Annotated in this window: 11 protein-coding genes; 7 read left to right on the top strand and 4 right to left on the bottom strand. The window is 72.3% G+C overall.

The window, feature by feature from the left end; translation table 11 throughout:
• The 3 genes from GKQ77_RS17460 to GKQ77_RS17450 form a co-directional block, all read left to right on the top strand.
• Positions 1-493 (top strand): flavin reductase family protein (locus tag GKQ77_RS17460; protein WP_219689707.1); only part of this gene is annotated, 493 nt, incomplete at its 5' end.
• 229 nt (positions 494-722) lie between these two features.
• On the top strand, positions 723-1,508 hold the full coding sequence (locus tag GKQ77_RS17455; RefSeq protein WP_219689706.1) for an electron transfer flavoprotein subunit beta/FixA family protein: 786 nt from the start codon (positions 723-725) through the stop codon (positions 1,506-1,508).
• A gap of 60 nt (positions 1,509-1,568) precedes the next feature.
• Positions 1,569-2,531: an electron transfer flavoprotein subunit alpha/FixB family protein gene (locus tag GKQ77_RS17450; RefSeq protein WP_219689705.1), complete on the top strand. Its 963-nt coding sequence runs from the start codon at positions 1,569-1,571 to the stop codon at positions 2,529-2,531.
• A 61-nt stretch (positions 2,532-2,592) separates the two neighbouring features.
• Here GKQ77_RS17450 and GKQ77_RS17445 read toward each other — a convergent pair whose 3' ends face one another.
• On the bottom strand, positions 2,593-3,492 hold the full coding sequence (locus GKQ77_RS17445; RefSeq protein WP_219689704.1) for an endonuclease/exonuclease/phosphatase family protein: 900 nt from the start codon (positions 3,490-3,492) through the stop codon (positions 2,593-2,595).
• Positions 3,493-3,748: 256 nt separating this feature from the next.
• Between GKQ77_RS17445 and GKQ77_RS17440 the strand changes: the two genes are divergently transcribed.
• The gene (locus GKQ77_RS17440) at positions 3,749-5,041 is read left to right on the top strand and encodes a DUF6986 family protein (protein WP_219689703.1); all 1,293 of its coding nucleotides are present in this window, start codon (positions 3,749-3,751) and stop codon (positions 5,039-5,041) included.
• Positions 5,042-5,068: 27 nt separating this feature from the next.
• Here the strand turns inward: GKQ77_RS17440 and GKQ77_RS17435 are convergent, their stop codons facing one another.
• A complete protein-coding gene (locus GKQ77_RS17435; RefSeq protein WP_219689702.1) occupies positions 5,069-5,452 on the bottom strand; it encodes a hypothetical protein in 384 nt (127 codons plus the stop codon).
• 204 nt (positions 5,453-5,656) lie between these two features.
• Between GKQ77_RS17435 and GKQ77_RS17430 the strand changes: the two genes are divergently transcribed.
• Together GKQ77_RS17430 and GKQ77_RS17425 are read left to right on the top strand one after the other, a co-directional pair.
• Positions 5,657-7,504, top strand: a complete 1,848-nt coding sequence (locus GKQ77_RS17430; protein ID WP_219689701.1) for a serine/threonine-protein kinase — start codon at positions 5,657-5,659, stop codon at positions 7,502-7,504.
• 38 nt (positions 7,505-7,542) lie between these two features.
• Complete coding sequence (locus GKQ77_RS17425) at positions 7,543-8,022, top strand: hypothetical protein (protein ID WP_219689700.1); 480 nt, start codon at positions 7,543-7,545, stop codon at positions 8,020-8,022.
• Between the two features lie 37 nt (positions 8,023-8,059).
• Here GKQ77_RS17425 and GKQ77_RS17420 read toward each other — a convergent pair whose 3' ends face one another.
• Positions 8,060-9,127 (bottom strand): LacI family DNA-binding transcriptional regulator, encoded by a 1,068-nt coding sequence (locus GKQ77_RS17420; RefSeq protein ID WP_219689699.1) that lies wholly within the window; start codon positions 9,125-9,127, stop codon positions 8,060-8,062.
• 161 nt (positions 9,128-9,288) lie between these two features.
• Here GKQ77_RS17420 and GKQ77_RS17415 point away from each other — a divergent pair, with 161 nt between their 5' ends.
• Positions 9,289-10,257, top strand: a complete 969-nt coding sequence (locus GKQ77_RS17415) for an ROK family protein (RefSeq protein WP_219689698.1) — start codon at positions 9,289-9,291, stop codon at positions 10,255-10,257.
• Between the two features lie 121 nt (positions 10,258-10,378).
• Here the strand turns inward: GKQ77_RS17415 and GKQ77_RS17410 are convergent, their stop codons facing one another.
• The gene (locus GKQ77_RS17410; protein ID WP_219689697.1) at positions 10,379-12,454 is read right to left on the bottom strand and encodes an NPCBM/NEW2 domain-containing protein; all 2,076 of its coding nucleotides are present in this window, start codon (positions 12,452-12,454) and stop codon (positions 10,379-10,381) included.
• Positions 12,455-12,531 lie beyond the last annotated feature (77 nt).

Here is a 12,531-nt window from a genome sequence, read left to right as displayed (position 1 = left end):
CCTCGGTACCCCCGCGACCGCCACCCCCGACCTGCTGCGCTCGGTCTTCCGGCGACACGCCGCGGGGGTCGCCGTGATCACCGCGGCGCACGGCCGCCGCCCCGTCGGCTTCACCGCCACCTCGCTCACCTCAGTCTCCGCCGAGCCGCCGATGATCTCCTTCGGCATCGGCACGGGCGCCTCCAGCTGGCCCGCGGTCGCCGAGGCGGAGTACGTCGGCGTCCACATACTCGGCGAGCACCAGCAGGATCTCGCCGCCACCTTCGCGCGCAGCGGCGCCGACCGCTTCGGCGCGCCCACCCGCTGGCACGAGGGGCCCGAGGGCGTGCCCGTGCTCGACGGCGTGCTCGCCTGGCTGGTCTGCCGGATCGTGGCGCGGGTGCCCGCGGGCGACCACCGCCTCGTGCTCGCGGAGGCCGTCGTCGGCGACCCCGCGGGCGAGGGCAGTCCGCTCCTGTACCACCAGGGACGCTTCAACGCGCTGCGCGACTGAGAGTTCCCGGAGCCGGGCACTTCGCGCGACTACGGAGCGTTGGGAAGGTCACAGTTCAAAGCGCTTGCTCAGCGGGAATGAACTGGGTGTACTCATGAGTAATATTTCGGTCGGAGCGGGGGCCGCCCCGACCGGGATCCGCCGCTTCAGGCGCCTATGCTGCCTGGTGAGGCAGTAGCCAAATGCCTAGGCAGCAGCCCAGTAAAGACGATGCAGTAGGAGAGCCGGCGTGAGCTTGAGGATCGTTGTCTGTGTGAAGTACGTGCCCGACGCCACCGGCGACCGGCACTTCGCCGATGACCTGACCGTCGACCGCGACGACGTCGACGGCCTGCTGTCGGAGCTGGATGAGTACGCGGTCGAGCAGGCGCTGCAGATCGCCGACGAGGCGGACGACGCGGAGATCACCGTGCTGACCGTGGGCCCCGACGACGCCAAGGACGCGCTGCGCAAGGCGCTCTCCATGGGCGCCGACAAGGCCGTCCACGTCGAGGACGACGACCTGCACGGCAGCGACGTCATGGGCACCTCGCTGGTGCTCGCCAAGGCCATCGAGAAGACCGGGTACGACCTGGTCATCTGCGGCATGGCGTCGACGGACGGCGTCATGGGCGTGCTCCCGGCGATCCTCGCCGAGCGCCTCGGCGTCCCGCAGGTCACCCTGCTCTCCGAGGTCTCCGTCCAGGACGGCACCGTCAAGGGCCGCCGTGACGGCGACGCCGCCTCCGAGCAGCTGGAGGCCGCGCTGCCGGCCGTCGTGTCCGTGACGGACCAGTCGGGCGAGGCCCGCTACCCGTCCTTCAAGGGCATCATGGCCGCCAAGAAGAAGCCGGTGGAGGCCCTGGAGCTGGACGACCTGGACATCGACGCCGACGAGGTCGGCCTCGCGGGCGCCTGGACCAAGGTCGACTCCGCCACCGAGCGTCCGGCCCGCACCGCCGGCACGATCGTCAAGGACGAGGGCGAGGGCGGCAAGCAGCTCGCGGAGTTCCTCGCGGGCCAGAAGTTCATCTGAGCTTCGGTCACCTTTCCCACCGCCCCCAGATTCTTCGCACTCGCAGGAGATTGAAGTCCCATGGCTGAAGTTCTCGTCTACGTCGACCACGTGGACGGCGCCGTCCGCAAGCCCACCCTTGAGCTGCTGACCCTGGCCCGCCGCGTCGGCGAGCCCGTCGCCGTCGCCCTCGGTGCGGGCGCCGAGGCCACCGCCGCCACGCTCGCCGAGCACGGCGCCGTGAAGGTCCTCACCGCCGACGCCCCCGAGTTCGCCGACTACCTCGTCGTACCGAAGGTGGACGCGCTCCAGGCCGCGTACGACGCTGTCTCCCCGGCCGCCGTGCTGCTGCCGTCCTCGGCCGAGGCCAAGGAGATCGCCGCCCGCCTCGCCGTCCGCATCAAGTCCGGCATCATCACCGACGCCATCGACCTGGAGTCCGGCGACGAGGGCCCGGTGGCCACGCAGTCCGCGTTCGCCGCCTCGTACACCACCAAGTCCCGCATCACCCAGGGCACCCCGGTCATCACGGTCAAGCCGAACTCGGCCGCCGTGGAGGCCGCCCCGGCCGCGGGCACCGTCGAGGCGCTGACCGTCTCCTTCTCCGAGCAGGCCACCGGCACCAAGGTCGTCTCGCGCACCCCGCGCGAGTCGACGGGCCGCCCCGAGCTGACCGAGGCCGCGATCGTGGTCTCCGGTGGCCGCGGCGTCAACGGCGCCGAGAACTTCGCGGTCATCGAGGCGCTCGCCGACTCGCTCGGTGCCGCCGTGGGCGCCTCGCGCGCCGCGGTCGACGCCGGCTGGTACCCCCACTCCAACCAGGTGGGCCAGACCGGTAAGTCGGTCTCCCCGCAGCTGTACATCGCCTCCGGCATCTCCGGCGCGATCCAGCACCGCGCGGGCATGCAGACCTCGAAGACCATCGTGGCCATCAACAAGGACGCCGAGGCCCCGATCTTCGACCTCGTCGACTACGGCGTGGTCGGCGACCTCTTCGAGGTCGTCCCGGCCCTCACCGAAGAGGTCAAGGCCCGCAAGGGCTGACCCCTCCCCGTCGGTACGAAGGCCCTCACCCCGCGCCACGCGGGGTGAGGGCCTTCGCGCGTCACAGCGTCAGCGTCGCCTGCACGGGCAGGTGGTCGCTCGGGTACTGCCCGCCGAGCGAGAAGGTGTTCATGGACGCCGAGTGGACCTGCGCCGACGGCCTCGTCAGGATCCAGTCGATGCGCCCGCCCCCGACGACGGGCGGCTTGTACCCGCCGAACGTGCCGTATGCCGGGCCGCGTTCCTTGGCGGCATCCCAGGTGTCGATGAGACCGGCGCCCAGCATCGTGGTGTAGACGGCGCTGTTGTGCGCCGTCGCGTTGAAGTCCCCCGTCACGATGAGCGGTGTGCTCGTCTTCATGAGGGCGATGCGCTCGGCCATGAGGGTCGCCGAACGCTCGCGCGCGTTCTGGCTGACGTGGTCGAGGTGCGTGTTGAGGACGTAGAGCTGGGTGTTGGTGATCAGGTCGAGGAAGCGCACCCAGGTGGCCATGCGGGGGGAGTTGGCGCCCCAGGTGTTGGAGGCGATGGTGTACGGGGTGTCCGAGAGCCAGAAGTGTTCGTATTCGAGCGGGAACAGTCGGCGGTTGTCATAAAAGACGGCCATGAACTCGTCGCGGCTGCCGCCGCCGACTCCCGTGCCGACCCAGTCGTAGTGCGAGCCGATGTCGTTCTCGATGTCCTGCAACTGGTAGTAGAGGCCCTCCTGGGTGCCGATGATGTGCGGCTGGGCGCGCAGCAGCATCTCCTTTGTCGCCGGGCGGCGTTCGGCCCAGGTGTGCGGCGGCTTGTTGCTCGCGAAGCGGACGTTGTACGACATGACGTCCAGGCGGGCCTCCGGCGCCGCGGCGGCGTGGGCCTGCCGGGGGGAGAGCGCGGTGCCGGCCAGCGGGAGCGCCACGGCGGCGGCGAGAGCGGCCCGCAGGCCGGAGCGGCGCGTAAAGGGGGAGTCGATCGGCACACAGGCTCCTTGGATTCGCTCCGCGCGGCCGGCGCCGGAGGCGGGGGAGGATATGGGCCACAGACTGTCCGCATCGGCCGCCGACAGGGCCCGGGACACGCGTGAACCGGCACGGTCGGCTACGGATTGGCTACAGATGCAGGACACGGGAAGGTGTTGACCAGCACGTAGGTCACAGATAGCTTCGCTATACGGATTGTTGATTCCGTGGAGCGGAATTGCCGGGCGCGGCACCGAGCGTGTGGAGGATGCGGGAATGGGTCAGCAAGAGAAGGTGGCGACGAGCCTCGCCGGCGCGGTCAGCGAGGGCATCAGCGCTTCCCTCGCCCCCGTGGACGCGGAGCTGGAGCGCCGCTACCCCGGAGACCCCGGCACGCGCCAGCCCGTCCACACCGTGTACGTCCCCGGTGAGCGGTTCGACGCCGGCACCATCCGCGCCTGGGGCGACAAGGCCCTGGAGATGCTCGACGAACACGCCCCGGACGCCGCCTCCTTCGCCGCGGTCCTCGGCCTGGACGACGACCTCGCCGACGCCGTCTACACGCGCGTACGGACCAAGCTGGAGCGCGAGCCCGTGGAAGACCTGCGCGTCGACTTCGAGGACGGCTACAAGGGTGCCGACGAGGACCAGGACGCCGCCCGCGCGGCCCGGTTGATCGCCGAGGCGTACAAGAACGGCACCGCGGCCCCGTACATGGGCATCCGAATGAAGTGCATGGAAGAGGCGGTACGCGACCGGGGGATCCGCACCCTCGACATCTTCCTCTCCGGCCTCATGGAGGCGGGCGGCCTGCCCGACGGACTCGTCCTGACGCTGCCCAAGGTCACCTACCCCGAGCAGGTCACCGCGATGGTGCGCCTCCTGGAGGAGTTCGAGAAGGCGCGCGGCCTGGAGCGGGGCCGCATCGGCTTCGAGATCCAGATCGAGACCAGCCAGTCCATCCTCGCCACCGACGGCACCGCCGCCGTGGCCCGCATGATCCAGGCCGCCGAGGGCCGCGCCACCGGCCTGCACTACGGAACCTTCGACTACAGCGCCTGCCTCCACGTGAGCGCCGCCTACCAGGCCAGCGACCACCCCGCCGCCGACCACGCCAAGGCCGTCATGCAGGTCGCCGCCGCCGGTACCGGGGTCCGCGTCTCGGACGGCTCCACCAACGTCCTGCCCGTCGGCTCCACCGAGAAGGTCCACGACGCCTGGCGGCTGCACTACGGCCTGACCCGCCGCGCCCTGGCCCGCGCCTACTACCAGGGCTGGGACATGCACCCCGGCCACATCCCCACGCGCTACGCCGCCGTCTTCGCCTTCTACCGCGAGGGCTTCCGGGCCGCGGCCGCGCGCCTGGCCGCCTACGCCGGGCACCACGAGGGCGGCGACGTGGCCGACGAGCCCGCCACCGCCAAGGCCCTCGCCGGCTACCTGCTGCGCGGCCTCGACTGCGGCGCCCTCGACGCGAGCGAGGTCACCCGGCTCACCGGCCTGACCCTGGCCCGCCTCCAGGGCTTCGCGGGCCCGCGCCGCGGCGACCTCACGGCCTCGGGCAAGTAACGCCCGGCGCGGGGGCCGCGCCGGCGCTCACCAGTCGCGCCACTCGGTCTCGTGGCGCGTCAGCCGGGTGCCCGGAGCGCACCGCGCTGTCGACGTCTTCCGGTAGACGTAGTTGTTCGTCTGCGCCCACTCGCCGTACACCCGCCCGTTCGTGCAGTCGGCGACCGCGCGGAAGAACTTCATCGGCGACCCTCCCGCCCAGCAGGAGACGGAGACGAACGTGGGCGGCTTGAAGTCGCGCAGGACACCGCAGTGGTAGTCCTGCACGGCCTTCCGCTCGGCGGCCCGTACCGACGCCTGACCCGGTTCCCCTGCCACGGGGGCGGTGCGCGCCGCGGTGGGCGCCGCCCCCGTCAGGCAGACAGCGGTGGCCACGGAGAGGGCTGCGGCAGCCAGCGGCGGTCGAAGCATGGCAAAGACCTCATTTCGCCTGTCCGGAAGGCGATTCTGCTGGCGGGGGAGAGACGAGTCCCGCAGGCGCGCGGCGCGGGCGGGAGGGTTCGTCTGCCGGGTCGATGCCGCGCTCTGTGCGGCTTGGGGAGGCGCGGGGGAACCGGGCGGTGCCGAGCCTTAGTCTGTACGCCACAGAAGTGGCGTCAGACGGACGGGGCAGCGGTGTTGTCGGGGGACCAGGAACAGACGGGCGAGGCGGGCAGACTCCTCGCCGGGCGCTATCGCGTGGTGGCGCAGCTCGGCCGCGGCGGCATGGGCGTCGTATGGCGCGCGGTCGACGAGGTGCTGCACCGCGAGGTCGCGGTGAAGGAACTGCGGACGTATACGGACGTGGCGGGACCGGAGCTGGCCGATCTGCGCCTGCGGATGCAGCGCGAGGCCCGCGCGGCCGCCCGCGTGCGCCATCCCGGAGTCGTCGCCGTGCACGACGTGGCGGAGGTCGACGGACGGCCCCTGATCGTCATGGAGCTGGTCGACGGCCCCTCCCTCGACGACGTGCTGCGCGAGCGCGGCACCCTGGACCCTCGCGAGGCCGCGGCCATCGGCGCCAAGGTCATGGAGGCGCTGGCCGCCGCCCACCGCGTGGGCGTGCTGCACCGCGACGTGAAGCCGGGGAACATCCTCCTGGAGAGCGGCGGCCGCGTCGTCCTCACCGACTTCGGCATCGCCACGATGGACGACCCCGGCGACGGCTCGGCCACGCACCTCACACGCAGCGGCGAACTGGTCGGCTCGCTCGACTACTTGGCGCCCGAGCGCGCCCAGGGCCACGACCCGGGCCCCGCCTCGGACGTCTGGGCGCTCGGCGCCACGCTGTTCGCCGCGGTCGAGGGCGCCTCGCCCTTCCGCCGTACGTCGACGTGGTCCACGCTCACCGCGATCGTCGTGGACCCGCTGCCCGAGCCGCGCCGCTCGGGCCCGCTGACCCCCGTACTGCGGCAGCTCATGGACAAGGACCCGCAGGCGCGCCCCGACGCGGACGCGGCACGGCGGCTGCTCGACGGCGTCGCCGCGATGGGGCCAGAGGGGCAGGGGCGCGCGGCCGGGTTCGGCCCGCGCCCGGGCACCGAGCGCAGCATCCCGAACACGCCACCGCCGGGCTTCGGGCCGCCGCCTTCGGTGGGACAGGCGGCCCCTGGGCAGGCGTCCTCGGGCCAGCCGTCCCCGGGGCAGGCGCACCCGGTCCAGGCATCCTCGGGCCAGCCTTCTTCGGCCCAGCCCCATCCGGCCCAGGCCTCACCGGCCGGGGCCTACCCGGGAGCGTCCGCCGCCTCGGTGCCCGCGTCTCGCCGGGAGACGCGCTCCACGCAACGCCCGCGCCGCGGCGGGGCGTTGCTCGCGGCGGTCGGCGTGATCGTGGTGCTCGCGGTGACCGGAGCGGCCGTCGCGTTCCTGAACGGCAAGGACGACACCGGCAGCCAGGCACGGCAGGACACCGTGGCCGACGGTTCCGGTTCGGCGGAGGACGACGGCAGCAGCGGCCCGCTGGGCGGCGAGTCGAAGCGTCCCAAGCCTGCCGGGCAGGGCGCCGGGAAGTCCCGCGAACCGGACGCGAAGCGCTCCAAGGGCGGTGACAAGGACGGCACCGACGGCACGGACCGCGACAAGGGCGGGGCCGGGGAGACCCGGGACAAGACCAAGGACAGGGACGAGCCCGCCTCGCGCCCCGACCCCACCTCAAGGCCGACCGGCGGAAGCAAGCCGGGCGGCGGCGGCTCCGCCGAGGCCCCCGTCTGCCACCCCATCGGCGGCGGCAAGTACAACTGCTCGGTGTGGCGCACCGCGAAGTCGTACACCGCCTCCGGCACCGAGGTGGGCACCCTCAACGCGGGCACGAACTATTTCTTCTGCCAGCAGAACCTGGGGCGCCGCGAGACGCACGGCGAGTGGACGAACGTCTGGTGGGCGAAGACGGACGACGACAGCGGCAACACCGGCGTCTTCGTCAGCGACGTCTACATCAAGGGTGGCGACAACGACAAGCCGCTGCCCGGCCTGCCCACCTGCTGAAGCCACGACCCTGAGAAAGACACGACCCTGCTGAAGCCATGAACGAACCCTCCGGCGCGCACGCCGCCGACGAGCTGCGCGCCCGCGTCGCGGCCGCGACGGCCGGCACGCCCTACCGCTACCGCTGGACGGAGCGGGGGTTCGACCTCGTCGTGGACGTCCCGCTGCCGGGCGGGCGCCGCGTGCACACCTACCGCGTCGTGCTGCACCCGGCCGAGAGGACGTGCACGTTGACGGACGTGGTCCACACCCACGAGCGAGGACCGTTCGGAACCACACGGAAGACCGTGGAGACCGGCCGGGCGCGGTACCGCACATGGAGCCGTTCCCTTGACGGCTCCGAGCGGCACTCCTTCTCCGCCGCCGACGGGCACCGACTGATCCGGGGTGTGACCGAGGAGCTGGGCTGGCGGGAACAGAAGCCAGCCGCCCAGAAGGCCGCACTCGTCGCAGGTGCCGTCGGCGGCCTTGTGGCCCTCGGCACGCTGATCGCCCTCGCGGTCGTCCTCTGGCCCTGAGGGCGACCCCCAAGGCGGCCAGGGGGACAGGGGCCGATCAGTCGGCAGGCGGCAGTTCGCCCGATCCGCGCGTGATGAGCCGCGTCGGCAGCTCGACCCGCTCCGGGGCCCCGGACGCACCGTCCAGCTGTCGGAAGAGCCGCTCCGCCGCCGTCCTGCCGAGCTGCGCCGCGTCCTGCGCGACGACCGTCACGCCGGGGTTCAGCAGATCGGCCAGCTCGATGTCGTCGAAGCCCACCAGCGCCACGGGCCGGTCGAGGGCGGCCAGGACCCGTACGACCGTGACGGTCACGCGGTTGTTGCCCGCGAAGACCGCGGTGACCGGCTCCGGGCCGGAGAGCATCGCCTCGGCCGCCGCGCGGACCCGCTCCGGACCGGTGACGCCCAGCGACACCCACGCCTCGTCGACGGGGATGTCCGCGTCCTCCATCGCGGCGCGGTAGCCGCGCAGCCGCTCTATGGCGGTGTGGATGCGGGGCTGGTCGCCGATGAAGCCGATCCGGCGGTGGCCGTGCGCGATGAGGTGCGCGACGCCGTCCCGCGCGCCGCCGTAGCTGTCGGAGAGCACCACATCGGCGTCGATCTTCCCGGCGGGCCGGTCGACGAAGACCGTCGCCACCCCGGCGGCGATCTCCGGCTCCAGATAGCGGTGGTCGTCACCGGCCGGGATGATGACGAGCCCGTCGACCCGGCGCGCGCAGAGCGCGAGCACCAACTCCTGCTCGCGGTCCGGGTCCTCGGCGCTCGAACCGTTGATGAGCAGCGCGCCGTGCGCCCGGGCGACCTCCTCGACGGCGCGGCTCAGCGGGCCGTAGAACGGGTCCGCGAGGTCTTCCAGGACGAGGCCGATGCTGGCGGTGCGGCCCTTGCGCAGGACGCGCGCGCTGTCGTTGCGGCGGAACCCCAGGGCCTCGATGGCCTCCTGGACGCGGCGCTCGGTGTCGGGGGTGACACCGGGCTCGCCGTTCACCACCCGCGAGACCGTCTTCAGGCCCACTCCCGCGCGGGCGGCGACGTCCTTCATGGTCGGACGGTTGCCGTAGCGGTTGTCGGGTCGTCGGGCGGCGGTGTCGGCCACGGTGCGCTGTCCTGTCCTGTCGTCCACGGATTGTCCTGGGGCGGGCGGCCGCCCCCTGCGAGCCTGTGTCATGACACGGGCTCTGAGCACGTGGCGTCGAGCATAGGGCCTGGACAACGTTGTCAGATGCGAGGGAGACTGACCTTCGCACTCTCCGGCCTGCCCTTACACCAGGAGACCCGACACAGATGCACATGGACCTCGTCGCCGCACTCGACATCGGCGGCACCAAGATCGCCGGCGCCCTGGTGGACGGGCGGGGCCGCATCCTGCTGCGCGCCCAGCGGCCGACGCCCGCGCGCGAGGATGGCGACACGGTGATGCGGGCGGTCGAAGGGGTCATCGGCGAGCTGACCGCCGACGGGCTCTGGCGCGCGGTCACCGCCGTCGGCATCGGCAGCGCGGGGCCGGTCGACGCGTCGGCGGGCACGGTCAGCCCTGTCAACGTCCCTGGCTGGCGCGGCTATCCGCTGGTGGAGCGGGTCCGCGCGGTGACGGGCGGGCTCCCCGTCCACCTGGTCGGCGACGGGGTGGCGATGACCGCGGCCGAGCACTGGCAGGGCGCGGCCCGGGGCCACGACAACGCGCTGTGCATGGTCGTCTCGACCGGCGTCGGCGGCGGTCTCGTCCTCGGCGGCAAGCTCCATCCGGGCCCCACGGGGAACGCGGGCCACATCGGTCACATCAGCGTCGACCTCGACGGCGACCCCTGCCCGTGCGGGGCGCGCGGCTGCGTGGAGCGCATAGCCAGCGGTCCGAACATCGCCCGCCGCGCCATGGAGGGCGGCTGGCTCCCGGGGCCCGACGGCGACACCTCGGCGGCCGCCGTCGCGGACGCCGCCCGCGCCGGTGATCCCGTCGCGCTCGCCTCCTTCGAGCGGGCCGCCCAGGCGCTGGCCGCCGGGATCGCCGCCACGGCCACGCTCGTCGAGATCGACATCGCGGTGATCGGCGGGGGAGTGGCGAAGGCGGGCGACATCCTCTTCACCCCGCTGCGCCGTGCCCTGCGCGACTACGCCACGCTGTCGTTCGTACGCCGCCTGACCGTGGCCCCCGCCCTGATGGGCACGGACGCGGGTCTGGTGGGCGCGGCGGCGGCAGCGCTCAGCGACCCGTCGAGCGTGGCGGTCGGCTCGCGTTCCGCGGTGGGCGGCTGAGGCGGTACGCGGTACGCGGTACGGGGGGCGGCTGAGGCGGTACGCGATGGGTGCGTAGGCGGTACGCGGACCCGAACCACTCCCACGTACCGCCTACGCAGCCGCGCTCATGCCGCTCGCGTCAGCAGTGGAGCGTCGCCCCGCCCCAGTCCCCGTGATCGGCGTAGATCCCGTCGCCGCCGTCCGTGACGACCAGGCGTACGACCTGGGCGCCGGTCACGTCCGCGGAGAGCGGCTGGGCCGGCATCGCGTTGGTGAGGGTGCCCGTCGACGCCGCCTTCTTGCCGTCCGCCCAGATCTCGAAGGCGACCGTGCCGTCGGTGCGTGTCTCGTCGTCGACCCCGACCTCCGCGGTGACCTTCTCGCAGGCCTTGCCGGTGTAGAAGGCGACGTCGCTCGCGGCGTGCGCGCCGAGCCCCTTGGCGTACACCTTCCCGTCGATGGTGATCGGCCTGCCGTCACCGGCCGCGCCCTCGCCGTTGCTGGTGTCGCGCTCCACGGGTCCCCAGCCGTTGCTCATCGAGAGCCACGGCAGATCGCCGAGCGACGAGGCGCCCGAGGGCGGCGCGAGGACCACCCGCGCGTTCAGGGGCAGGACGTTGTCGGCGCGCGTGCCCGTGGGGGAGCGGTAGGTCGCCGCGATCTTCACGTCGTACGACCCGGGGGCGGTGCCCTGCGGCGCGGTGACCTGCCACGACGTGCGCAAGGTCTTGCCGGGGGCCAGTGACCGGGCGGTGGTGGGCGAGGTCGCGTCGACCTGCCAGCCGCCGGGCGTCTCGACCTTGGCGGTCACCTGGCGGGCCGGTACGCGCCCGAGGTTGGTGACCGACGTGGTGAGCGGCGTGCGCTTGCCGGGCTCGAAGAAGTCGCCGCCGTCCACGCCCAGTTCCACGGCGGGCGGGTACGAGGCCCACTTGCCGTCGGCCGCTACGCGCAGCAGCACCGTGCCGTGCGCGGGGACGGTCGCGGAGATCCTGCCCGCCGTGTGGTAGCTCTTGTGCCGCCACAGGTCGCGCAGCGTGTACGCGGGGGCGCCGGGCAGCCCGACCGCCTTCGCGGTCGTGGAGACGGCCTGCGCGGTGCCGCTCTCGTTGAAGAGGGCGACGGCCCGGCTGCCGTCCTTCATCTCCTTGGCGACGACCCACCTGCCGTCCTGCGAGGAGACGACCTTGCCCTGTTTGCCGAGCGGGTCCTGGTCGACGGCGATGACTTCCTTGTTGCCGAGGATCTCGAACGTCCCGGGGGTGGCCTTGCGCAGGTCGGACCCGATGAGCAGCGGCGCGGCCATGATCGACCACATCGAGAAGTGCGTGCGGTACTCGGTGTCCGTCATGCCGCCGTTGCCGACCTCCAGCATGTCGGGGTCGTTCCAGTGCCCCGGACCGGCGTACTCGTCGAGCGGCAGATTCTTCTTCATGATCGACAACATGGAGTTCCAGTTGTCGCTGATGTCGCCGGTGGTGCGCCACAGATGGCCGACGTCCGCGGCCCACTCCCACGGCTTGTTCTCGCCCCATTCGCAGATGCTGTAGACGATGGGCCTGCCGGTGGTCTCGGAGGCCGCCTTGAGCGCGTCGCGCATCGCGATGTACCGCTTCTTGGCGTCCACGCCTTGGTTGTTGCAGTTGTCGTATTTGAGGTAGTCGACGCCCCACTCCGCGAACTGCTGGGCGTCGCTGCGCTCATGACCGAGCGCGCCCGGGAACCCGGCCTCGTTGCAGGTCTTCGTGCCCGCGCTGGTGTAGATGCCGAACTTCAGCCCCTTGGAGTGGACATAGTCGGCGACTGCCTTGATTCCATTCGGGAAACGCTTGGGATCGGGGACCAGCTTGCCGTTGGCATCGCGCTGCGGAAGTGCCCAGCAGTCGTCGAGATTGACGTACTGATAACCGGCCTTCTTCAGGCCCTTCTCGACGAAGATGTCCGCGATTCCTTTGATCATCGCTTCGTTGAACTCGGCCCTGCAGTGCGTGGAGTTCCAGTTGTTGAAGCCCATGGGCGGAGTGGCCGCAAGGCCGTCGGGGAGCCGCACGTCCGGTTCGACGGCGGCCTGCCGCGCGGCGGCGCCGTCGGCGGCGGGCCGCTCGGCCGTGTCACGCGCGGCGGCGGGCGCGGCGAGGCCACCGGCGCACAACACGGCGGCGGCGAGCGATCCGGCCGCTCTTCGGGAAAGGGGGCGGGAGGGGAGATGACGCATCGTTACGTTCCTCCGTACTCGCGGAAGATGGCGTGCTGCGGGCGCGCGGCCGCCGGAGCCGCACTCCTGCCTATCCG

It is taken from the genome of Streptomyces anatolicus, assembly GCF_019400875.1.
GTDB classification, from domain to species: Bacteria; Actinomycetota; Actinomycetes; order Streptomycetales; family Streptomycetaceae; genus Streptomyces; species Streptomyces anatolicus.
The sequence above is the reverse complement of the archived record's forward strand: the minus strand, read 5'-3'. Positions and strand labels throughout refer to the sequence as shown.